This window comes from Pseudomonas sp. LS_2, assembly GCF_042709235.1.
In the GTDB taxonomy this organism is placed as follows: Bacteria; Pseudomonadota; Gammaproteobacteria; order Pseudomonadales; family Pseudomonadaceae; genus Aquipseudomonas.
Map to the genome: position 1 here is coordinate 216,574 of NZ_JAVAYC010000006.1, position 23,145 is coordinate 239,718.

Sequence of the window (23,145 nt, forward strand, 5' to 3'; positions counted from 1 at the left end):
CAGAAGCGTGGAGACTGCACGCTAGGCAACGGCTGCGATAAACTCCAATGGCTTATTTTCAGTCATTGATAACCCTCGGTTATCGCGCCGGGAGCCTCGCCATGTCCGACCTGTCCTTTACCCATCTCTGCAACTGGCTCAGGTTTCGCCACCTGCTGCTGATCGACACCCTGGCCCGCACCGGCAACATGCACTCGGCTGCGCAACAGATGAACCTGAGCCAGCCGGCCATCAGCAAGATGCTCAAGGAAATCGAGAACCAGCTGGGTTTCGCCCTGTTCGACCGCCAGCCGCGCAGCATGACGCCCACCGCCCTGGGCGGGCAGGTGGTGCGCTATGCACAGGTGGCCTTGAACGATGCGCGCAATTTCGTCGACCAGATCGACAGCCTGCGCCAAGGTGGCCATGGCCAGCTCAAGGTCGGCGGGATCTTCGCCGCCACTGCCGTGGCGCTACCCAGCGCCATCGTGCAGATCAAGCAGCGCTGGCCGCTGCTGTCGATCGAGGTGGTCGAGCAGACCAGCGACCACCTGATGCAGATGCTCGAAGACAAGACCCTGCACCTGGCCGTGGCCCGATTTACCGACCAGGCGCAACGCCAGCAATTCGACTTCCAGCCGCTGGCGCCGGAGCCGTTCTGTTTCGTGGTCAATTGCCACCACCCCTTGGGCGAGGCAGCGTCGGTGAGCCTCGAGCAACTGTTGGAATGGCCGTGGATTCTCTACCCCAAGGGCACGCCGATTCGCGCACGCATCGAGCGGGCCTTTGCCGAGGCCGGGGTGGCGGTGCCGCGCAATACCATCGACACCATCTCGATGCAGACCTTCGTCAAGGTCATCGAGAGCGGGCCGATGATCGGCATGCTGCCGCAGGTGATGGTCGCGCCGCACCTGGCCAGTGGCGCGTTGCGTGCCCTGCAGACCCCCTTGCACCTGGCGCCGCAGGACTACGGCATCCTTACGCTCAAGGGCGCGCCCTTGAGCGCCATGGCACAGGAATTTGCCGAGATCCTGCTGGGCGATGCGCGGCGGCCAAGGGCGAATCGATAACTCATGGTTATCGGATGATCCACAAAAGCCATTGGGAAAGAATCGCCAGCGCGCCTAGATTAGCGGCCATGTCTTTCAGCATCGCCCAAGGAACGTCCATGGTTTCCACCGCAGGTCATCAATTCATCGGCGGCACCCGCCGTGCCTCCGGCCAGCCGACTTTGCACAGCCTCGATGCGCACAGCGGCCAGCCGCTGCCGGGGGCCGTGTTCCACCAGGCCACGCCCGAGGAGGTGGATGCCGCGGCCCGCGCCGCTGCCGCCGCCTACCCCCGCTATCGCACCTTGTCCCCCGAGCGCCGCGCGCAGTTCCTCGACAGCATTGCCGAGCAACTCGACGCGCTGGGCGAGGACTTCATCGCCCTGGTGAGCCAGGAAACCGCGTTGCCGCCAGCGCGTATCCTCGGTGAGCGGGCGCGTACCAGCAATCAGTTGCGCCTGTTCGCCCAGGTCCTGCGCCGTGGCGATTTTCTCGGCGCGCGCATCGACCGCGCCCAGCCTGAACGGGCCCCGTTGCCACGCCTGGACATCCGTCAATGCCGCCTGGGCCTCGGCCCGGTGGCCGTGTTCGGCGCCAGCAACTTCCCCCTGGCGTTCTCCACCGCGGGCGGCGACACCGCCGCAGCGCTGGCCGCCGGTTGCCCAGTGGTGTTCAAGGCCCACAGCGGGCATATGGGCACTGCCGAGCGGGTGGCCGAGGCCATCGTGCGTGCAGCCGAGCAGTGCGACATGCCGGCTGGGGTGTTCAACATGATCTTTGGTGGCCTGGTCGGTGCCGACCTGGTCAAGCACCCGGCCATCCAGGCGGTCGGCTTCACCGGTTCGCTCAAGGGCGGCCGAGCGCTGTGCGACCTGGCGGCGGCGCGGCCGCAGCCGATCCCGGTGTTCGCCGAGATGAGCAGCATCAATCCGGTGGTCGTGCTGCCGGGCGCTCTTGCGGCCCGTGGCCCGCGCATCGCCCAGGAGCTGGCGGCGTCGGTGGTGCTGGGTTGTGGCCAGTTCTGCACCAACCCCGGCCTGGTGCTCGGGGTACGCAGCCCGGCCTTCTCGGCGTTCGTCGAGCAACTGGCTGCACAGTTCAACGACCAGCCAGCGCAGACCATGCTCAACCCCGGCGCGCTCGGCAGCTACAGCCATGGCTTGCACGCACTCGGCCAAGCCTCGGGCATCCGCCTGCTGGCCAGTGGCTTGCAGGGCAACGAGCAGGCCCAGGCACAGCTGTTCCAGGCCGACGCGCGCTTGCTTCTGGAAGGCGAACCGCTGCTGCAGGAAGAGGTGTTCGGCCCTGCCACCGTGGTGGTGGCGCTGGACGACCCGGCACAACTGCGCCAGGCGCTGGCTGCCCTGGGTGGCCAACTGACCGCTACGCTGATCGGCGAGCCCGACGAGCTGGCCGCCGCCGGCGAGCTGGTGAGCCTGTTGGAAACCAAGGCCGGGCGCCTGCTGGTCAATGGCTACCCCACCGGGGTCGAGGTGTGCGATGCCATGGTGCATGGCGGCCCGTATCCGGCCACCTCCGACAGCCGTGGCACCTCGGTCGGCACCCTGGCGATCGACCGCTTCCTGCGTCCAGTGTGCTACCAGAACTTCCCCCAGGCCTTGCTACCCGAGGCCTTGCACGACAGCAACCCCCTGGGGCTGCTGCGCCTGGTCGACGGCCAGCCGACCCGAGAGGCCATTCACTGACCATTCGTTCGAACACCGGGCGTTCGCGCCCGGTGCCCTGTCGATAACAACAATCAGGCATGCCCGACATGCCAAGGGGCTTTTCCGATGCACAACCCAAGCGCCACAACGGCCCGCGACCCGGGCTTCGAAGACCGTACCTACCGCAAGGTGATCCTGCGTATCCTGCCGATATTGCTGCTGTGCTATATCGCCGCCTACCTCGACCGCGTGAACATCGGCTTCGCCAAGCTGGACATGCTCGCCGACCTGGAATTCAGCAACACCGTCTACGCCCTGGGCGCCAGCATGTTCTTCTGGGGCTACTTCCTGTTCGAGGTGCCCAGCAACCTGTTGCTGCACCGCTACGGCGCGCGTTTCTGGATCGCCCGCATCATGTTGAGCTGGGCGATCATCTCCATGGCGGTAGCCTTCACCGTGCCCCTGGCCGGGTTGTTCAATGTCGAGGCCAGCACCATGTTCTACGTGCTGCGCTTCCTGCTCGGGGTGTGCGAGGCCGGCTTCTTCCCAGGCGTCATCCTGTACCTCAATTACTGGTTCCCCACCCACCGCCAGAGCCGCGTGATGTCCGGCTTCCTGATCGCCCTGCCGATCAGCCTGACCCTGGGCGGCGTGGTATCCGGCTGGCTGATGACCAGCCTCAACGGCTGGCATGGCATGGCCGGCTGGCAGTGGATGCTGCTGATCGAAGGGCTGCCGTCGATCGTCATGGCCTTCGTGGTGTTCGGCTGCCTGTGCGACAACATCGACAAGGCCCACTGGCTGAACGCCGAGGAGAAACAGCTGCTCAAGGCCAACCTTGAACAGGACAACCGTGGCAAGGCGTCGCGGCTGAGCGAGGTGTTCTTCAACCCGCGGGTATGGCTGCTGGTGTTCATCCTGCTGACCTTCAACACCGGCTTCTATGGCCTGGCGTTCTGGATGCCGTCGATCATCAAGAGCGCAGGCGTGACCAGCACCTTCGAGATCGGCCTGCTGACCGCCATTCCGTATGGCGTAGCCCTGGTCGCGATGGTTCTCAACGCGCGCCACTCCAACCGCACCGGCGAGCGTCGCCTGCATGCGGCGATCCCGGCGCTGATCGGGGGTTGCGGGCTGATCCTCAGTGCCTGGTTCGCCGACAACCTGGTGCTGTCGATCGTGTTCCTGACCGTGGCCACCTCGGGTGTGCTGAGCTTGATGCCGATCTTCTGGACCTTGCCGGGAACCGTGCTGTCGGGTGTGGCAGCGGCGGCGGGAATCGGCATGATCAACGCCATCGGCAACCTCTCGGGCTTCACCGGCTCGATGATCACCGCTACCGCCGAAACGCTGACCGGCAACATCAACAATGGCACCTATGTGCTGGGGGCGTGCCTGTTCATCGCCTGTGCGTTGATCCTGGCGATTCCGCGCAGCATGCTCGGGGCGCAAAAAGCGAATGATGATGAGGCCGAGCTGAAACTCAAGGCTGCCTGACGGCAGCGGCAGACCGGGCCGTCCGCACCGGTCTCTTCGCGGGCAAGCCCGCTCCTGCAGGTGCAGTGCGATCCCTGTAGGAGCGGGCTTGCCCGCGAAAGGGCCGGTACAGGCAGCAAATGTGGCGCTATATTCGGTCGACCGAAGAAGAACCGGAAAAGGAGCCCTTGATGCAAACCCATCTGCTGATAAACGGCCAACTGGTCGCAGGCGAAGGCCAGAAGCTCGCGGTGCTCAACCCCGCACTCGGCACCGTGCTGGTGGAGATCGCCGAATCTACCCCGGCCCAGGTCGATGCTGCGGTGCAGGCGGCTGACGCGGCCTTCGAACACTGGTCGCAAACCGCGCCGAAAGACCGTTCCCTGCTGCTGCTCAAGCTCGCCGATACCATCGATGCCCACGCCGAGGAACTGGCGCGGCTGGAGTCGGACAACTGCGGCAAACCCTACAGCGCTGCGCTGAACGACGAACTGCCGGCGGTGGCCGATGTGTTCCGCTTCTTCGCCGGTGCCAGCCGCGTGCTGCAAGGTTCTGCGGCAGGCGAGTACCTGCCGGGGCACACTTCGATGATCCGCCGCGACCCGGTGGGCGTGGTCGCCTCGATCGCGCCGTGGAACTACCCACTGATGATGGCGGCCTGGAAGCTCGCCCCGGCATTGGCCGCGGGTAATACCGTGGTGCTCAAGCCTTCCGAGCAGACCCCGCTGAGTGCCCTGCGCCTGGGTGAGCTGATGGCTGGCATCCTTGCGCCGGGCGTGGTGAACCTGGTGTTTGGCCGCGGCCCGAGCGTCGGCGAGCCACTGACCACCCACCCCAAGGTGCGCATGGTCTCGCTCACCGGCTCTGTAGCCACTGGCAGCCGCATCATCGCCGGCAGCGCCGACACGGTGAAGCGCACGCACATGGAACTGGGCGGCAAGGCGCCAGTGATCATCTTCGACGATGCCGACATCGATGCTGCCGTTGAAGGTATTCGTGCCTTCGGGTTCTACAACGCCGGGCAGGACTGCACTGCCGCCTGCCGCCTTTACGTGCAGAAGGGCGTGTACCCGCAGTTCGTGGAGAAGCTCACGGCGGCGGTGTCCAGCCTGCGCCTGGGCGAGCAGGACGACCCTGACACCGAGTTGGGGCCGCTGATCACCCAGCAGCACCTGGAGCGCGTGGCCGGCTTCGTCGAGCGGGCGCGGCAGGTACCGCATATCCAGGTCACCACCGGTGGCAGGCGCGCCGAGCGTGCGGGGTTCTTCTTCGAGCCGACGGTGCTGGCCGGGGCGCTGCAGGATGACGAGGTGGTACGCCGGGAGATCTTCGGGCCGGTGGTGTCGGTGACCGAGTTCGAGGACGAGGCCCAGGCCTTGGCCTGGGCCAACGATTCGGACTACGGCCTGGCCTCGTCGGTATGGACCCAGGACGTGGGGCGCGCGCACCGCCTGGCAGCACGCTTGCAGTACGGCTGCACCTGGGTGAACACCCACTTCATGCTGGTCAGCGAAATGCCCCATGGCGGGGTGAAGCTGTCGGGGTATGGCAAGGATATGTCGATGTACGGGCTGGAGGACTACACCGTGGTTCGGCATGTGATGTTCAAGCACTGATCGCCATCGACCGGAGAAAACCCGGGGCTGCAACGCAGCCCCGGTCAGGCAGGCATCAACGTCGCAATCAGTGCCCGTACCGTCCCCGGCAACGCATCCAGTTCGCGCACCAGGATGCTGCGCTCACGCACCGCCCACGGCTCGTCCAGACCAATGGTCACCAGGTTCATGGTCTGGCTGTGCCGCAGCGCCGCCGACTCCGGAATGATGCCGATACCCACGCCGGCCTCGACCATGCGGCAGATCGCCTCGAAGCTCGACATCTGGATACGCAACGCCAGGCTCAGGCCTAGGCGTTCCACATGGTCGCGCAGGAAGGTCAGCAGGGTGCTGCCGTCATGCAGGCCGATGTGCTGGTAGGCCAGGGTCTGGCGCAACGTCACCTGGGTGTGCGCGGACAGCTCATGGCCGTGGGGCACGATCAGCACCAGGCGGTCGGTGCTGAAGCGCATCACTTGCAGGCCGCTGGCCTCCACGGGGCCTGCGATGATGCCCATGTCGCTGCTGCCGTCGAGCACCCCGCGCACGATATCCCGTGAAAGCCGTTCCTGCAGGTCCACCGTCACGCCTGGGCGGCTGGCGAGAAAACCGGCCAGCACCTCGGGCAGGAATTCGGTCACTGCCGTGGTGTTGGCGAAAATGCGGATATGCCCCACCGAATCGGTGCCCAGCTGGGTGAATTCGGCCTTCAGGTAGTCCACCTGGCGCATGATCAGCCGTGCATGCATCAGCAGCTTGTGCCCGGCCGGCGTCAGCTCCACGCCCCGGCTGTCGCGGTACAGCAGGCGGGTGTCGAGTTGCGCTTCGAGGGCCTTGATGCGCGCACTGGCGGCAGCGGGGGAGAGAAAGGCGCGGCGCGCACCCTGGGTCAGGCTCGGTGATTCGCCGATGTGGATGAAGAGCCGCAAGTCAGCCAGATCGAAGTGCATGAAGGCGTCCTGTTAGGAATTGGCGTTCGCCATTTATGAACGCTGGGTTACGCAAATGCAAATTCACAGAATGCCAGCTGCCTCGCATGATCGGCCCACAAGAACAACGACTAGAGGCCCTGTCCATGACCGCTGCGATTCCGCCCACTGACTTCACTGCCTGGCTAGGCCGCACCGAAGAGGCCTGGGATGTGCTCAGCCGCAACCTGGTCAAGCGTATCGCCGCGACCTTCGGCGAGCCGGCCCCGGCCCATGGCGAGGCGCTGCCGCACCTGTGGACCTGGTGCTTCTTCCAGGAGCCGGTGGAAGAAACCAAGCTGGGCAGCGATGGCCACCCCGCCCGTGGCGGCTTCCTGCCGCCAGCCGATAACCGCAACCGCATGTGGGCCGGTGGCCGGGTCGAGTTCATCGCACCCTTGACCGTCGGTGGCGAGGCCCACCGCCTGTCGACCATCGTGCACATCGAGGAAAAGCACGGCCGCAGCGGCGCGCTGCTGTTCGTCACGGTGCGGCACGACTATTCCCAGGATGGCCGCCTGTGCGTACGTGAAGAGCAAGACATCGTCTACCGCGAGCCGACCCCGCCCAAGGCCGGCAGTGGCGAGGCTTGCCCGGCGGGTGAGTGGAGCGAGGCCATCACGCCCACGCCGACCCTGCTGTTCCGCTATTCGGCAGTGACCTTCAACGGCCACCGTATCCATTACGACCACCCCTACGTCACCGCCACCGAGGGCTACCCGGGGTTGGTGGTGCATGGCCCGCTGATCGCCACCTTGAACCTGCGCGCATTCGTCCGCGCCCACCCCGACAAGCCCGTCAGGCACTTCGCCTACCGCGGCGTACGCCCGCTGAGCTTGCCTGCGGCCTTCGTCGTTGCCGGCTGCATCGAAGCGCCCGGCAAGGCGCGGCTGTGGGCCGGCAATGAAGACGGCGTGGCGCAGAGCGCCGACGTGTCATTCGACTGAACCCTTGCGAACCAGCCCCTTGCGAACCAGCAGAGAACCCCGACATGCAGAGCTACGACAGCGATGACCTCAACGCCATCCGCGAAGGCGTGCGCGCCCTGTGCGCCGAATTCGACGCCGCCTACTGGCGCGAGATCGACGAACGCAAAGGTTTCCCCGAGGCCTTCGTCAAGGCCATGACCGACGCCGGCTGGCTGTCGGCGATGATCCCGGAGCAATACGGCGGCTCGGGCCTGGGCCTGGCAGAAGCCTCGGTGATCCTTGAGGAGGTCAACCGTTGCGGCGGCAACTCCGGCACCATCCACGGGCAGATGTACAACATGTTCACCCTGCTGCGTAACGGCAGCGAGGAACAGAAGCGCTTCTACCTGCCCAAGCTGGCCAGCGGCGAATTGCGCTTGCAATCGATGGGGGTGACCGAGCCCACCACCGGCACCGACACCACCAAGATCAAGACCACCGCCGTGCGCCAGGGCGACAAGTACGTTATCAACGGTCAGAAGGTGTGGATTTCGCGGGTGCAGCATTCTGATTTGATGATCCTGCTGGCGCGAACCACGCCGTTGGCCGAGGTGAAGAAGAAGTCCGAGGGCATGTCGATCTTCCTGGTCGACCTGCGCGAGGCCATCGGCAACGGCCTGACCGTGCAGCCGATCGCCAACATGGTCAACCACGAGACCAACGAGCTGTTCTTCGACAACCTGGAAATTCCCGCCAGCAGCCTGATCGGCGAGGAGGGCAAGGGCTTTCGCTACATCCTCGATGGCCTGAATGCCGAGCGCACGCTGATTGCCGCCGAGTGCATCGGCGATGGCCGCTGGTTCGTCGAAAAAGCCAGCCAGTACGCCCGCGACCGCGTGGTGTTCGGCCGGCCGATCGGGCAGAACCAGGGGGTGCAGTTCCCTATTGCCGAAGCGCATATCGAGATCGAGGCCGCCGACCTGATGCGCTGGCGTGCCTGCGAGGAATACGACAGCGGACGCAATGCCGGTGCGGCGGCGAACATGGCCAAGTACCTGGCGGCCAAGGCCAGCTGGGAGGCGGCCAACGCCTGCCTGCAGACCCACGGCGGCTTTGGCTTTGCCAATGAATACGACGTCGAACGCAAGTTCCGCGAAACCCGCCTGTACCAGGTGGCGCCGATCTCCACCAACCTGATCCTGTCGTACGTGGCCGAGCACCTGCTCGAGCTGCCGCGCAGCTTCTAAGGGAGCCGACCATGCGTGACACCCAAGCACTGGCCACGTTCCTGGCCGAGCTGCGCTACGCGCACATCCCCGGCCCTGTGCTGGACCGTACCGAAGACCTGTTCCTCGACTGGCTGGGCTCGGCGCTCGCCAGCCAAGGCGCGCACCCGATCCCGCTGTTCGAGCGCTACGCCGAACGCATGGGGCCCAGCGATGGCCGTGCGCGGATACTGGTCAACGGTCGCGGCACCTCGGCGTACTTCGCTGCCTTGGTCAACGGCGCAGCCTCGCACCTGGTGGAGCAGGACGACCTGCACAACAGCTCGGTATTGCACCCGGCCACGGTGGTGTTCTCTGCCGTGCTGGCCGCCGCGCAAGACCTGGGCAAGTCCGGCCAGGAGCTGCTGCTGGCGGCAGTGGCCGGCTACGAGGCGGGCATCCGCATCGGCGAGTTCCTTGGCCGCTCGCACTACCGCATCTTCCACACCACCGCCACGGTCGGCACCCTGGCGGCCGCCGTCGGGGTGGGCAAGCTACTGGGCTTCGACCGCGAACAGTTCATCAACCTGCTGGGCAGCGCCGGCACCCAGGCCGCCGGGCTGTGGGAGTTCCTGCGCGATGCCGCCGACTCCAAGCAGTTGCACACCGCCAAGGCCGCCGCCGACGGTTTGCTCGCCGCCTACCTCACCGCCGATGGGCTGACCGGTGCGCGCAACATTCTTGAAGGCGAGCAGGGCATGGCTGCGGGCATGTCCAGCGATGCAGACCCTGCGCGGCTTTCCGACCGCCTGGGCACGCGCTGGGCGCTGGCGGAGACCTCGTTCAAGTTCCACGCCTCGTGCCGCCATACCCACCCGGCAGCCGATGCGCTGTTGCACTTGATGCAGCGCGAAGGGCTGGATCATGAACAGATCGCCGAGGTGGTGACGCGGGTGCACCAGGGCGCCATCGATGTGCTGGGCCGGGTGACCACGCCCAGCACCGTGCACCAGGCCAAGTTCTCCATGGGTACGGTGCTCGGCCTGATCGCGGTTCACGGCAGTGCGCAACTTCTTGAGTTCCGAGACCTGGCGCTGACCGACAGGCGAGTGGCGGCGTTCCGCGAAAAGGTACGCATGCAGCTGGATCCAGAAGTCGACGCGGCCTACCCGTCGCGCTGGCTGGGCCGCGTGCAGGTGCGCTGCGTCGATGGCCGGCAGTTCAGCGCGGCCATCGACCAGCCCAAGGGCGACCCCGGCAATACCCTCTCGCGGCCGGAGCTGGAGGCCAAGTTCCAACGCCTGCTGGCCTACGCCGGGCAGCGCAGCGAAGCCGAGGGCCGTGCGTTGATCGCGCGTGTCTGGCAACTGCGTGACGCGCCGTCGCTGGCCGACCTGCATTGACTACCGAACAGGAGCTCGCCATGACTTCATCTGCGCCCCGCCCGCTGGACGGCATCACTGTCGTCAGCCTGGAGCATGCTATCGCCGCGCCGTTCTGCACTCGCCAGCTGGCAGACCTTGGCGCCCGCGTGATCAAGATCGAGCGCCCAGGCGCCGGCGATTTCGCCCGCGGCTATGACCAGCGCGTCGATGGCCTGTCGTCGCATTTCGTCTGGACCAACCGCTCCAAGCAGAGCCTGGCCCTGGACCTCAAGCAACCTGAAGCTCTGGACATTCTGCAGGCGCTGCTGGCCAAGGCCGACGTGCTGGTGCAGAACCTTGCGCCGGGTGCTGCCGGGCGCATGGGGCTGTCGTTCGAGGCGCTGCATGAACGTTTTCCGCGCCTGGTGGTGTGCGACATCTCCGGCTACGGCGAAGGTGGGCCTTACGAGAAGAAGAAGGCCTACGACCTGCTGATCCAGAGCGAAGGCGGCTTTCTCTCTGTGACCGGTGGCCCGGGAGAGGACGAGATGGCCAAGGCCGGTTGCTCGATCGCTGATATCGCAGCGGGCATGTACGCCTACACCGGCGTGCTTTCGGCGCTGATGCTGCGCGACAAGACCGGCGTCGGCAGCCGGGTCGATGTGTCGATGCTGGAGAGCCTGGTGGAATGGATGGGCTACCCGATGTACTACGCCTACAACGACGCACCCCAACCGCCACGGGCCGGCGCCTCGCATTCCACCATCTACCCGTACGGGCCGTTCCCCACCGGAGATGGCGGCACGCTGATGCTCGGGTTGCAGAATGAGCGGGAGTGGGCAGTGTTTTGCGAGAAGGTGTTGCTCGACCCGGCGCTGGCCAGTGACGAGCGCTTCTGCGCCAACCCCAAGCGTTCGGCGAACCGCGAGGCGTTGCGCCAGATCATCATCGACGGCTTCGCCACGCTGACCCTGGACGAGGTGGTGGCACGCCTGGAAACCGCGCAAATCGCCAATGCCCGAGTCAACGACATGCACGGCGTGTGGCAGCACCCGCAGCTGCGCGCCCGTGGCCGCTGGTGCGAAGTGGGTAGCCCGGCCGGGCCGCTGCCGGCGCTGCTGCCGCCCGGGCGCAACGCAGCCTTCAGCCCGCGTATGGACCCGGTGCCGGGCCTGGGCGAGCACAGCCAGGCGATTCTCGAGGAACTGGGTTTTGCGGCCGAAGAACGGGCGCGGCTGACCCATGCGGGTGTCGTATGAGCGCCGGGATCGTGCGCTCGGCGCTGTTCGTGCCGGGCAGCCGTCCAGAACGTTTTGCCAAGGCCCTGGCCGCAGGCGCCGATGCCGTCATCGTCGATTTCGAGGATGCGGTGGAGGAACCGCTCAAGCGCCAGGCCCGCGATAACCTGGCGAAGTTTCTCGGCGAGCAGCCGCAGGCCAGGGTGTGGGTGCGGGTGAATGCGCCGGAGCATCACGGGCATGCCGATGACCTGGCGTTCTGTGCCCAGCACGCGGGGGTGACTGCGCTGTTGCTGCCCAAGGTGGAAAACCCGGTTCAGGTGGCCGTGGCGCATCGCACCGGCAAACCGGTGTTGCCAATCATCGAGACGGCCAAGGGGTTGTTGGCGCTGGAGGGCATTGCTCGCGCCGAGGGGGTCGAGCGCTTGTCGTTCGGCAGCCTTGATTTGGCGCTGGATCTGAACCTGAACACCGCAAGCGCCGCCGCCCAGGGCTTTCTCGACCAGGCGCGCATGGCCGTGCAACTGCATTCCCGTGGGGCTGACCTGGCGCCGCCGCTGGACGGCGTGTTCCCTGCCATCGGCGACCCCGAGGGCCAGCAGCGGGCGATGCGCCATGCCTATGACATGGGCTACGGCGGCGCGCTGTGCATCCACCCCAGCCAGGTGCCACTGATTCATGCCGTGCTGGCGCCGAGCGCCGAGGAACTGGCCTGGGCGCGGCGGGTGCTGGCGGCGAGTGTGGCGGCCAATGGCGCGGGGGCATTCCAGCTGGAGGGGCAGATGGTTGATGCCCCGGTGCTGTTGCGGGCGCAGCGGTTGTTGGCGCTGGGCTTGTAGGGCCGCGCTTGCCCGCGAGCCCGACGCACTGCCCCTGGCGTTCGGCCTGACCAAACGCAGGCTTACACAAAAGCTGATTCTCGAAACACCGGCAACTGATCCATCGTGACCGTGGCAACGCGTCCTAACCTTCCAACAACAATAAAAGGTGACACCGATGTTGAAGCTGACCCAGGCGCTGTTGTGCGCCGCCGCTGTGTCCATGGCCGGGCTCGCCCAGGCCGCCGACCCTGTCATCATCAAGTTCGCCCACGTGGTGGCCGACAGCACGCCCAAGGGCCAGGGCGCGCTGATGTTCCAGAAACTGGTGGCCGAAGACCCGAAGCTCAGTGGCAAGGTGAAGGTCGAGGTCTACCCCAACTCGTCGCTGTTCGGCGACGGCAAGGAGATGGAGGCGCTGCTGCTGGGCGACGTGCAGATGCTGGCGCCGTCGCTGGCCAAGTTCGAGCACTACAACAAGCAGGTGCAGATCTTCGACCTGCCGTTCCTGTTCGATGACCTGGCCGCCGTCGACCGCTTCCAGCAAGGTCCCCAGGGCAAGGCACTGCTGGCCTCGATGGAAGACAAGGGCATCCTTGGCCTGGCCTACTGGCACAACGGCCTCAAGCAGCTGTCGGCCAACAAGAAGGTGATCCTGCCCAAGGACGCCCGTGGCCTGAAGTTCCGCGTGCAGGCCTCCAGCGTGCTCGAGGAGCAGTTCAAGGCCATCCGCGCCAACCCCCGCAAGATGAGCTTCGCCGAGGTCTACCAGGGCTTGCAGGTCGGCACCGTCAACGGCACCGAGAACACCTGGTCGAACTACGAGAGCCAGAAGGTCAACGAGGTGCAGCCGTTCTTCACCGAGACCAACCACGGCCTGATCGACTATATGGTCATCACCAACGCCAAGTTCTGGAACGGCTTGCCCGAAGATGTGCGCGGCGAGCTGCAAGCGATCATGGACAAGGTCACGCTCGAGGTGAACAAGCAGGCCGAGGCGCTCAACCAGACTTCCCGCCAACGGATCATCGACGCCAAGACCAGCGAGATCGACCCGCTCACCCCCGAACAGCGCGAGCAATGGCGTGAAGCCATGCGTCCGGTGTGGAGCAAGTTCTCCGAGCAGATCGGCGCCGACCTGATCAAGGCCGCCGAAGCCTCCAACAACGCATCCTGATTAGCCCCCCACGCCACGGCCACCTGCAACCCAGGTGGCCCGGCGTCTTATTGTCCGGAGAATGCCCATGCCAACCCTAAGGCGTGTCTGGGAGCATTTCGAGGAGGGCATGATCGCCTTCCTCCTGGCGGCCATGACCTTGATCACCTTTATCTACGTCGCGCTGAACAACCTCTACGGCGCGTTCTACAGCCTCAGCGACCGCTGGGCCTTGGCCAGCGATGCGTTGCTGGCCGGTGGCGACCTGCTGATGGGCTATGCCCAGGAAATGACCTGGAGCATCGCCCTGACCAAGGCGCTGTTCGGCTGGTTGATCTTCTTTGGTATCGCCTATGGCGTGCGCACCGCCGGCCACCTGGGGGTGGACGTGCTGGTGCGGCGCACGCGCAAGCCGGTGCAACGGGTGCTGGCGCTGATCGCCTGCGCCTGCTGCCTGGCCTACGCCGGGCTGTTCCTGGCCGCCAGCATCAAATGGGTGAACGCCGTGCTGGCAGCGGGCATCGGCGCCGAGGACCTGGACCGCTACGGCATCAGGATCGGCCATATCGCGATGATCGTGCCCTTCGGCTTTGCCCTGATCATCGTGCGCTACCTGGAAATCTGCTACCGCATCTTCACCCATCGCCAGACCGGCCTGGGCCTGGCCGATGAAGCGGCAGAGGCGAGCAAGCTGGCCAACCCTGGCGAGGAGCACCACTGATGACCGTCATCTGCTTGTTCGTGTTGTTGTTCGTCTTCATGTTCCTGGGCGTGCCTATCGCCATTTCCCTGGGCCTGTCGGGGGCGGTCTCGATCCTGCTGTTCAGCCAGGACTCGCTCAGCTCGCTGGCGATCAAGCTGTTCGAGACCTCCGACAGCTACACCTTCCTGGCGATTCCGTTCTTCCTGCTGTCGGGCGCGTTCATGACCACCGGCGGCGTGGCGCAGCGCCTGATCGACTTCGCCAACGCCTGCGTGGGGCACATTCGCGGGGGGCTGGCCATTGCCGCGGTGCTGGCCTGCATGCTGTTCGCCGCACTCTCGGGCTCATCGCCCGCCACCGTGGCCGCCGTGGGCTCGATCGCCGTCGCTGGCATGGTGCGCTCGGGTTACCCGCGTGAGTTCGGCGCCGGCATCATCTGCAACGCCGGCACCCTGGGCATCCTGATTCCGCCCTCGATCGTCATGGTGGTGTACTCGGCCGCCACGGAAACCTCGGTGGGCAAGCTGTTCATGGCCGGTGTGATACCGGGCATCCTGCTGGGCCTGGCATTGATGGTGACCATCTACATCGTGGCGCGGGTCAAGAAACTGCCCGCCCAGCCACGGGCGAGCTTCGGCGAATGGCTGCGGGCCGCGCGCCGGGCGTTCTGGGGGTTGCTGTTGCTGGTGATCATTCTCGGCGGTATCTACAGCGGCCTGTTCACCCCCACCGAGGCAGCGGCGGTGGCGGCGGTGTACTCAGCCTTTATCGCGCTGTTCGTGTACAAGGACATGCGCCTGCGCGACTGCCACAAGGTGCTGCTGGAGTCTGGCCGACTGACCATCATGCTGATGTTCATCATCGCCAACGCCATGCTGTTCGCCCACGTGCTGACCACCGAGCAGATTCCCCAGCAGATCACCCAGTGGGTGCTGAGCGAGGGCCTGACGCCGCTGGGCTTCCTGTTGATGGTGAACGTGGTGCTGCTGATTGCCGGCAGCTTCATGGAGCCTTCGGCGATCATCCTGATCCTGGCGCCGATCTTCTTCCCGATCGCCATGGAGCTGGGGATCGACCCGATTCACCTGGGTATCGTGATGGTGGTCAACATGGAGATCGGCCTGGTGCACCCGCCGGTGGGCCTGAACCTGTTCGTCACCAGCGCGGTGACCGGCTTGACCCTGGGGCAGACGATACGCGCGGCACTGCCGTGGCTTTCGATTCTGTTGCTGTTCCTGCTGCTGGTGACCTACGTGCCGTTCATCTCGCTGGCACTGCCGCAGTGGCTGGGGATGCCGTAAGGGAAGGAGCAGGGGCGCCCACGGCGCCCCTGAGCCTCAGTTGGCCGGGCGTTGCTTGGTGGCATCGATCTCGGCTTTCTTGCCGGTGGTGATCTCGGTGATCTTCGCCGACTTCTCGATGGCCAGGTCGAAGGTGTCCTGCATCTTGGCGATGGCGTCGGTCGATGTGCCCTTGAGCCCGTCGTTGGCGGCCCAGTCGAAATTCCACACGCCGGAGAGGTTGTCGGCCCCGGCCACGTCGTGGGTTTCGATGGCGGTGAACACATCCGGATGGCGCTGCATGTACTTGGCGGCATCGGACACATCCTTGGGCACGTTGCCCGAGGCGTTGTCCGCCAGCTTGTCGAGCTCCTGCTTGTTGATCGCCGACTTGCCGTTCTGGCGCATATAGTCGGCGATCACCTTGCTCGACTTGGCGCTGTCCAGCGAGCTGTTGAAATTGGAGGTCGAGGACGAGGGCGTGTTCGGCCTGCCACCGACGGCTGGGATGTTGGACATGACGCGACTCCCTGAGCGAATGAAGTGGGAGTCGACGGTATCATGGGCTATTGGCCAGTACGCTTGGGCTTCACAACGATTCACAGTGAACGCGATATTTCACAGGCGCAGGGAGCGGTGTGCGGCAGCGGCGTTGCCGATGTTCGCGGGCAAGCCGGCTCCTACAGGGTTCTCTTGCGCTGTTGAGGGCACTGGAGAAACGGTGGGAGCGGGTTTACCCGCGAACCAGGGCGAGGCCCTGGCCATGCTCAGCTGAACTTCAGATGCGGAACTGCTTGGCCAGGCCGTGCAGCCTGTCACCCAGTGCCGTCAGGCTACGTGCGGTATCGGCGCCGCCCTGGGCATCGATCGCCACTTCATCCACCGCCTCGGCGATCTGCGTCATGCTGCGGCTGACTTCCTCGGCCACCGAGGTCTGTTCTTCCGAGGCGCTGGCGATCTGCGCGTTCATGTCGTTGATGGTGTCGATCAACTGGCTGATCGCATCCAGCGAAGCACCGGCCTGGGTGGCCAGCTCGCCAGTGACCTTGCCGGTCTCGCTCGAGCGCCCCATGGCCGCTACCGCGCCCTGGGTGCCGCGCTGCAGGGCGTTGATCATGTCGTGGATTTCCTGGGTACTCTGCTGGGTACGGCTGGCCAGGGCGCGTACCTCGTCGGCGACCACGGCGAAGCCGCGCCCGGCGTCGCCGGCACGTGCCGCCTCGATCGCGGCGTTCAGCGCCAGCAGGTTGGTCTGCTCGGCCACCGAGCGGATCACATCGACCACGCTGACGATGGCCTGGACGTCCTGCTGCAGGGTGTCCAGCGAATCGCTGCTCTGGCCGATCTCGCCGATCAGGTTATGAATGCTTTCGATACTGCGGTTGACCACCGCCCGGGCGTCGCTGCCCACCTCGCTGGTCTGGCGCGCGGCCTGGGAAGCGCCCTGGGCGCTTTCCGAGACCTGGTGCGCGGCAGCGGACATCTCCAGGATGGCGGTGGCCACCTGGTCGGTTTCCTGGCGCTGGCGGCCCATGGCGGCTTCCGAGCGCTGGGCCTGGGACGACATGTGCAGCACCAGCTCGTTGAGCTGCGCGGTCATGTCCACCACCTGGGAAACCAGGGCATGGATCTTCTCGACGAAGCGGTTGAACGAGCCGGACAGCGCGCCCAGCTCGTCGCTGCTGGTCACCGGCAGGCGGCGGGTCAGGTCGCCATCGCCGTTGGCGATGTCGTCGAGGTTCTGCCGAATCGCCAGCACCGGTTTGACCAGGCCGTTGCCCAGGTAGACGCTGAGCAGCGCGACGATCGCCAGCATGGCGGCAACCACGGCCATGATCAGCGCGGTAGTCGAGCCGATGCGCGCCTGGGTGGCGACCGAGATGGTCTGCACCTGGGCCTCGATATCGTCCAGGTTCACCTGGGTGCCGAACACCAGGTCCCACTTTTCCAGGTACGAGGTGTAGCCGAGCTTGGGCACCGGCTGGTCGCTGCCGGGCACCGGCCAGTCGTAGCGGAAGAAGTGCTTGCCGGAGCGGCCGGCTTCCACCAGGCCACGGATCACGTAGACGCCGTTGGCGTCCTTGGCCTCGGAGAAGTCCTTGCCGATGTCCAGGTCCTTGTCGGCCCAGAACACGCGGATGTTCTTGGTGTTGTAGCCGTAGAAGTAGCTGGCCTTGTCGTACAGCAGGCCCTTGAGAATCTGCACCGCACGGTCGCGGGCCGCCATGTCGCCGGGGGCGGAGGCGTCGTAGATCGGCTTGATGGCCGCCTCGCCGATCTCCTGGTAATGCTTGAGCGACATCTTGCGCTCTTCCATGAGCAGGGCGCGGGTCTGCTCGACTTCCTGGGTGGCCAGCTTTTGCAGCATGAACCAGGTGATACCGCAGATAAGCGCCGACAGCAGCAGGCTGGGCACGATGGCGAGCAGGAGTACCTTGTTGCGGAGGTTCAACGTCATGACGGAGCCCTTTATGAATTCCTTTCGAATTGTTGTCGTAGCAGCCAATAGGGGCGTTATCGGCGCGCGGGGGGAAAGTTTGAGGGAGTAGTGGCACTTTGGCGCCATCTCTTGGGCGACGTTTTATTATCCATGTTCATGGATAGACAAATTGTATTTGTCTGGTTTTTTGATCCAATCGCCAAGCTTAGAGTCAGTCATCGGTAAGCATCAGCGAACTGAACAAACCTCTAGACATCGATTGGACATTGGCAGATGAGCAATAAATTGGCAGGCAAGGTGGCGTTGGTTACCGGTGGTTCCACCGGCATTGGCTTGGCTACCGCCCAGGAGTTCGCCGCGCAGGGCGCTACGGTGTTCGTCACCGGTCGCCGACAGGCCGAACTGGATGCAGCGGTAGCGCTGATTGGCGACAAGGCGGTGGGCATTCAGGGTGACGTGGCCAACCTGGCCGAGCTGGACACTGTGTTCTCGGTCATCGCAGCCAAAGCCGGGCGTCTGGATATCCTGTTCGCCAACGCCGGTGTCGCCAACCTGGCGCCGCTGGGCGAAATCACCGAAGCGCAGTTCGACCCTATCTTCGACATCAACGTGAAAGGCCTGCTATTCACGGTGCAAAAGGCGCTGGCGCTGTTGAACGACGGCGGCTCGATCATCCTCAACGCTTCTACCGTCTCCATCAAAGGCACCGGCAACCTGAGCGTGTACAGCGCCAGCAAGGCGGCCGTGCGCAACTTCGCCCGCTCCTGGCTGCTGGACCTCAAGCCACGCAACATCCGCGTGAACGCCGTCAGCCCCGGCCCGATCGCCACGCCGGGCGCCGACGCCCTGGTACCGGCAGACCAGCTCGAGGGGATGCATGCGCACCTGGCCAGCTTGGTCCCGATGGGACGCCTGGGCGAGCCTTCGGAGGTCGCCAAGGCGGTCGCCTTCCTGGCCTCGGACGACAGCAGCTTCATCAATGGCGTGGAACTGTTCGTCGACGGCGGCGCCGCGCAGATCTGAAGCGGGTCACTCCAGCGTCGAGAAGTGCTCCACCAGCCAGTCGATGAACACCCGTACCCGGCTGCTCAGGTAGCGGTTAGGTGGGTAGGCGACATGGAAAGGGTAGGGCGCCGGGCGCCAGTCTCGCAGCACCGGCACCAGCGCTCCCGACGCCAGGTGGGCTTTGACCGCGTAGGTGAAGGTATGGATCACCCCTAGCCCCGCCAGCCCGGCAACGATATGTGCATTGCTTTCGTTGACGCTGAGCACACCGTTGCCGATCACCTCGACTCGCTCGTCGCCACGCTGGAACAGAGCGGGTATCAAGCGGTTGGTGGTCGCCGCGTGGTAGCTGACGATGTGGTGGGGGCCTTCCAGCTCCTGCGGATGCAGCGGCACGCCGAAGCGCTCCAGGTAGGCGGGGCTTGCGCAGGTAGTGCACGAAGCCTTGCCGAGCAGGCGCGTGGCCAGTGAGGTGTCGGTGACGGTGCCGCCGCGAATCACGCAATCGACGTTGTCGCTGATCAGGTCGATGACTTGGTCGCTGACGCCCAGTTCGACCTTGATGTCGGGGTAGCGGGCGAAGAACTCGGGCAAGGTGGGAATCACCAGCGCGGTGGCGACCGAGCCGCCGACATTGACGTGGATCTTTCCGCGAGGGGTGCCTTGCGTGCCTTGGATGTCATTGTTGATTTCATCCAGGTCGCGGATGATTTTTGCGGTTTGCTCGTAATAGCGAGCACCCTCCGCGGTGACGGTCACGCTTCGTGTCGTGCGCTGCAGCAGGCGCACGTGCAGGAATGCCTCCAGGTCGCGGATCAGCTTGCTGACCGTGGCCTTGGGCATTTTCAGGGAGTCGGCGGCTTTTACGAAGGACCCCGCTTCGACGACGCGGGCGAAAACGCGGATGGCTAGAAGGTGATTCATGGGGAGGCGGGTGTCCTGTCGTTCGGGGCGTTCACATCCCTGGGCGCTGGGCGATATCCGGGACAGACTCTGGTCGATCGGAGGTGTCCAGCGCTGCTACCCGTTCGGGTCAGCATGCTACACCACGGGTCTAACGAATTGATCCGCATCACTCGCTTGGTCCTGTGAAGCCGGGGTTCTTGATGCCGGCGTGTGCTGTGTTGCCGCCTCGACGCCGATGCCGCTTAAAAACCTATGCAATTTGAAAATATTGTATAAGTATCGCGCAGGTGAGCAGACCGGGAGGCCCCATGAGTCTGGTAACTAGCTTCAGATCCGCTGCGCGCGGCATAGCCATTTCCTTCCTATTGCTGGCCGGCCCGCAGAGCTGGGCGGACTGGCGTAGCGAGCTGCCCGGCGCCAGGTTGGTCGGCCAGGGCGATTTCACCTGGTTCGGCTTTTCGGTCTATCAGGCTCGCCTATTGAGCCCGGCGGCGACCGTGGGCTGGGACCAACCCTTTGCCCTGGAACTGACCTACCGACGCGATCTGTCGCGAGACACCCTGGTGCAAGCCAGCCTCGACGAAATGCGTCGGCTGGGCGGCGCCTCGCTCGATGAGGGGCGCCTGGCGGGCTGGGATCGCGAGATGCGCAAGGCTTTCGTCGATGTGCGGCTAGGCCAGCGCATCACCGGTGTCTACCTGCCGGGCAAGGGGGCCAGCTTCTATGTCGACGGCGAGCCTCATCACTCGGTAGCCGACGCCGATTTCGCCCGCGCCTTCTTCGGCATCTGGCTGGATGCCCGCACTCGCAGCCCCGAACTGCGCCGCGAACTGCTGGGGCTCGATTGACCTTGTCCGCTGCCCGCTGAGCGCGGCTGCACGTACTGCCAAAAAAAATGAGGTGGTTTCTCATTCTCGTTCGGCTCTAAGGGAAGGCCGCAATTACAGGCCAATCTGCCGATACACTTCCTTGGAGCGAGTCAATGAGTTCGTCCCCGGTTTCACAGCGCCATCCATTAAGCCGTGCCTTGCAGGGTGCGATCCTGGGTTTGATCGTCAGCAGCCATGCATTGCCTTCGCTGGCGCAACCTGCGAGTGCCGACCCGCGCAACCAGGTCCAGCAATGGAACATCGCTGCGGGCCCGTTGGCGCCGGCACTTGACCGTTTTGCACGCGAAGCTGGCATCAGCCTGTCCTTCGATGCGCAGAGCGTGGCGAACCGCAGCACCCAGGGGGTGAATGGCTCGTTCGACACGTCGACGGCACTCGCGTCGCTGTTGCAGGGGAGCGGTTTGCAGGCTGAGCAGCAAGGCCAGAATGCCTACCTGCTGGTACCTCAGGCCGGCCCGCTGGAAATCAGCACCTCCGACGTCGAGGAGTACCGCCTTGCGCCGCTTATCATCAACTCCAAGGTCAAGGTGAATGCCGACGACGACACCAACTCGGTGGTCGCCAAGGAACTGTGGGTCGGCGGCAAGGTGGCCACCAGCATTCTCAACACCCCGGCCTCGGTGTCGGTGGTGACCCGCAAGGAAATGGAGCAACGCAGCGTCAGCACCACGGAAGAGGCGCTGCTGTACACCCCGGGCGTGGTCAGCGATTTCTATGGCACGGACGACCGCAACGACTACTTCCAGATTCGCGGCTTCCAGGCCACTACCTACCGTGACGGCCTGACCCTGAGCTCGATGCGCGGTGTGCGCGAAGACCCTTTCGCCTATGAGCGCATCGAGATCCTGCGTGGCGCCAACTCCACCTTGTTTGGCCCGGCAGACCCTGGCGGCTCGGTGAACTTCGTGAGCAAACAGCCCCGCTTCGAGAAGTTCGGCCAGGGCTATGTCACCTACGGCTCCTTCGACCATGCCGAGGCAGGCATCGATGTAGGGGACGCGCTGAACGAAGAGAAAACCCTGGCCGGCCGCTTCACTGCCAAAGGGCAGAACGCCGACCGCGAGTACGACCACTCGCAGAACGACAGCAAGTTGATAATGGGTGGCCTGACCTGGGCGCCGACCGACTACACCTCGGCCACCGTGTTGCTCGACCACCTGAAGACCGAAAGCTCGCCCAACAGCGGCGGTTATCCGTTCGACAAGGAGTACGACCGCGATAAGTTCTTTGGCGAGCCCAGCTACAACTTCCACGATGTCGAGCGCACCAGCCTCAGCGGTAACGTGACCCACGATTTCGACAACGGCTTCGTGCTGCGCAGCAACCTGCGCTACAGCAAGTTGAGCGATGACTATGGCTACGTCTACCTGAGCGACAGCCCTTCGCGCGTCGGCACTTCGATCCCTCGTTACTTGCTGGGCGCGGACAGCGAGGCGGACCAGTTCAACGGCAACCTGATGCTGCAATACGATGCCCGCTTCGAGAACATCGACAGCAGCACCCTGGTGGGTGTGGAGTATCTCGACTCGTCCACCGAGGAAAGTTCGGTATACGACCTGGCGTCGCCGATCGACGTGGCCAACCCGGTGTTCACGGGCGTTTCAGGCGCACTCGTGCCGTATCAAGAGCGAAAGAACGACGCGAAAACCAAGGCGGTATTCCTTCAGCAGAACCTGTCGTTCTACGAGCGCTTCATCGTTACCGCCGGCATGCGCCATGACTCCATGGACCTGACCAGCAAGGGTTACAACCTGTTCAGCACCCCGGCGCAATTCGATGACAAGGACAACTTCTCCGAGACCTCCTATCGCGGTGCGCTGACCTATATCGTCAACGATGAAGTGTCCACCTACGTGAGCATGGTGGAATCGGTTTCGCCTCCCCAGGTTGGCGTTACCCCGCAGACCGGGCGCCAGTACGAAGTGGGCGTGAAGTATTCGCCGATGGGGATGGACGCACTGTTCTCGGCAGCGGTCTATGACCTGACCCAGGAAAACGTCACCATCGCCGTGGTGCTGCCGAGCGGGGTTATCGAGCAGCAGACCGTGGGTGAGTCGCGGGTGCGCGGCCTGGACCTCGAGGCCAAGGCGCAGCTGACCCAGAACATCAGCCTGATCGGTGGCTATTCGTACATGGAGTCCGAGGTGATTCGCGGTACGTTGCGTGACGGCAGTTCGCTCAAGGGGAATGAGTTCACCACGGCGCCGAAGCATTCCGCTTCGCTGTGGAGCTACTACGCCATCCCCGGTACGAAGGCTAGCGTTGGCTTGGGCGCGCGGTACGTGGGTGCCTATTACATGGATGCTGCCAACACCAAGGAAAGCGACGGCACCACGTTGTTCGACGCAGCGTTCAACTACGAGATTGCCAAGGGCACCGAACTGGCGGTGAATGTCAGCAACCTGTTCGATGAGCAGCATGTGGTGGGCTCGGGGACGGCGGACTTCTACAACCCGGGGCGCGAGATTACTGCCAAGTTGAGTTACAACTGGTAAGGC

The 23,145-nt window shown here is 64.7% G+C and carries 19 protein-coding genes and 1 pseudogene; 15 read left to right on the forward strand and 5 right to left on the reverse strand.

Features of this window, described 5'->3' with window-relative positions:
- Positions 1–101 precede the first annotated feature (101 nt).
- The 4 genes from RAC97_RS08270 to RAC97_RS08285 all read left to right on the forward strand — a co-directional run bounded on the left by RAC97_RS08270 (position 102) and on the right by RAC97_RS08285 (position 5,787).
- Positions 102–1,049 (forward strand): LysR family transcriptional regulator, encoded by a 948-nt coding sequence (locus RAC97_RS08270; RefSeq protein WP_375098636.1) that lies wholly within the window; start codon positions 102–104, stop codon positions 1,047–1,049.
- A gap of 98 nt (positions 1,050–1,147) precedes the next feature.
- Complete coding sequence (locus RAC97_RS08275) at positions 1,148–2,734, forward strand: aldehyde dehydrogenase (NADP(+)) (protein ID WP_375098738.1); 1,587 nt, start codon at positions 1,148–1,150, stop codon at positions 2,732–2,734.
- Between the two features lie 87 nt (positions 2,735–2,821).
- Complete coding sequence (locus RAC97_RS08280; protein WP_375098637.1) at positions 2,822–4,192, forward strand: MFS transporter; 1,371 nt, start codon at positions 2,822–2,824, stop codon at positions 4,190–4,192.
- A 170-nt stretch (positions 4,193–4,362) separates the two neighbouring features.
- Positions 4,363–5,787 carry a gamma-aminobutyraldehyde dehydrogenase gene (locus RAC97_RS08285; RefSeq protein ID WP_375098638.1) on the forward strand — a complete coding sequence of 475 codons (1,425 nt, stop codon included), beginning with the start codon at positions 4,363–4,365 and terminating at the stop codon, positions 5,785–5,787.
- A gap of 44 nt (positions 5,788–5,831) precedes the next feature.
- Here the strand turns inward: RAC97_RS08285 and RAC97_RS08290 are convergent, their stop codons facing one another.
- Entirely contained in the window at positions 5,832–6,716 is an 885-nt protein-coding gene (locus RAC97_RS08290; RefSeq protein ID WP_375098639.1) for a LysR family transcriptional regulator, read from the reverse strand.
- Between the two features lie 125 nt (positions 6,717–6,841).
- On the opposite strand from RAC97_RS08290, the gene RAC97_RS08295 reads away from it, so the two are divergent.
- From RAC97_RS08295 to dctM, 8 genes are all read left to right on the forward strand, one after another.
- Positions 6,842–7,681, forward strand: coding sequence for a MaoC family dehydratase N-terminal domain-containing protein (locus tag RAC97_RS08295; RefSeq protein ID WP_375098739.1), 840 nt, complete (start codon positions 6,842–6,844; stop codon positions 7,679–7,681).
- 44 nt (positions 7,682–7,725) lie between these two features.
- Entirely contained in the window at positions 7,726–8,889 is a 1,164-nt protein-coding gene (locus tag RAC97_RS08300; RefSeq protein ID WP_375098640.1) for an acyl-CoA dehydrogenase family protein, read from the forward strand.
- A gap of 11 nt (positions 8,890–8,900) precedes the next feature.
- On the forward strand, positions 8,901–10,250 hold the full coding sequence (locus tag RAC97_RS08305; RefSeq protein WP_375098641.1) for an MmgE/PrpD family protein: 1,350 nt from the start codon (positions 8,901–8,903) through the stop codon (positions 10,248–10,250).
- Between the two features lie 20 nt (positions 10,251–10,270).
- On the forward strand, positions 10,271–11,470 hold the full coding sequence (locus tag RAC97_RS08310) for a CaiB/BaiF CoA transferase family protein (protein ID WP_375098642.1): 1,200 nt from the start codon (positions 10,271–10,273) through the stop codon (positions 11,468–11,470).
- Positions 11,467–12,288 carry an HpcH/HpaI aldolase/citrate lyase family protein gene (locus tag RAC97_RS08315; protein ID WP_375098643.1) on the forward strand — a complete coding sequence of 274 codons (822 nt, stop codon included), beginning with the start codon at positions 11,467–11,469 and terminating at the stop codon, positions 12,286–12,288. The genes RAC97_RS08310 and RAC97_RS08315 overlap by 4 nt, the downstream gene beginning before the upstream one ends.
- A 157-nt stretch (positions 12,289–12,445) precedes the next feature.
- Positions 12,446–13,444: a TRAP transporter substrate-binding protein gene (locus tag RAC97_RS08320; protein ID WP_375098644.1), complete on the forward strand. Its 999-nt coding sequence runs from the start codon at positions 12,446–12,448 to the stop codon at positions 13,442–13,444.
- A 67-nt stretch (positions 13,445–13,511) separates the two neighbouring features.
- A complete protein-coding gene (locus tag RAC97_RS08325) occupies positions 13,512–14,144 on the forward strand; it encodes a TRAP transporter small permease (RefSeq protein ID WP_375098645.1) in 633 nt (210 codons plus the stop codon).
- A complete protein-coding gene (gene dctM / locus RAC97_RS08330) occupies positions 14,144–15,427 on the forward strand; it encodes a C4-dicarboxylate TRAP transporter large permease protein DctM (RefSeq protein ID WP_375098646.1) in 1,284 nt (427 codons plus the stop codon). The genes RAC97_RS08325 and dctM overlap by 1 nt, the downstream gene beginning before the upstream one ends.
- A 36-nt stretch (positions 15,428–15,463) precedes the next feature.
- On the opposite strand, the gene RAC97_RS08335 is transcribed toward dctM, so the two are convergent.
- From RAC97_RS08335 to RAC97_RS08345, 3 genes and pseudogenes are all read right to left on the reverse strand, one after another.
- Positions 15,464–15,925, reverse strand: coding sequence for a hypothetical protein (locus RAC97_RS08335; RefSeq protein ID WP_375098647.1), 462 nt, complete (start codon positions 15,923–15,925; stop codon positions 15,464–15,466).
- Positions 15,926–16,184: 259 nt separating this feature from the next.
- Positions 16,185–17,006, reverse strand: coding sequence for a methyl-accepting chemotaxis protein (locus tag RAC97_RS08340; protein WP_375098740.1), 822 nt, complete (start codon positions 17,004–17,006; stop codon positions 16,185–16,187).
- A 36-nt stretch (positions 17,007–17,042) separates the two neighbouring features.
- Positions 17,043–17,972: pseudogene (locus RAC97_RS08345) on the reverse strand (cache domain-containing protein); the annotation flags it as partial.
- Between the two features lie 147 nt (positions 17,973–18,119).
- On the opposite strand from RAC97_RS08345, the gene RAC97_RS08350 reads away from it, so the two are divergent.
- Positions 18,120–18,869 carry an SDR family NAD(P)-dependent oxidoreductase gene (locus tag RAC97_RS08350; protein ID WP_375098648.1) on the forward strand — a complete coding sequence of 250 codons (750 nt, stop codon included), beginning with the start codon at positions 18,120–18,122 and terminating at the stop codon, positions 18,867–18,869.
- A 6-nt stretch (positions 18,870–18,875) separates the two neighbouring features.
- Here the strand turns inward: RAC97_RS08350 and RAC97_RS08355 are convergent, their stop codons facing one another.
- On the reverse strand, positions 18,876–19,775 hold the full coding sequence (locus tag RAC97_RS08355; RefSeq protein ID WP_375098649.1) for a LysR substrate-binding domain-containing protein: 900 nt from the start codon (positions 19,773–19,775) through the stop codon (positions 18,876–18,878).
- A 290-nt stretch (positions 19,776–20,065) separates the two neighbouring features.
- Here RAC97_RS08355 and RAC97_RS08360 point away from each other — a divergent pair, with 290 nt between their 5' ends.
- Positions 20,066–20,605, forward strand: coding sequence for a chalcone isomerase family protein (locus tag RAC97_RS08360; protein WP_375098650.1), 540 nt, complete (start codon positions 20,066–20,068; stop codon positions 20,603–20,605).
- 134 nt (positions 20,606–20,739) lie between these two features.
- Positions 20,740–23,142, forward strand: a complete 2,403-nt coding sequence (locus RAC97_RS08365; protein ID WP_375098651.1) for a TonB-dependent siderophore receptor — start codon at positions 20,740–20,742, stop codon at positions 23,140–23,142.
- The last annotated feature ends 3 nt before the right edge of the window (positions 23,143–23,145 follow it).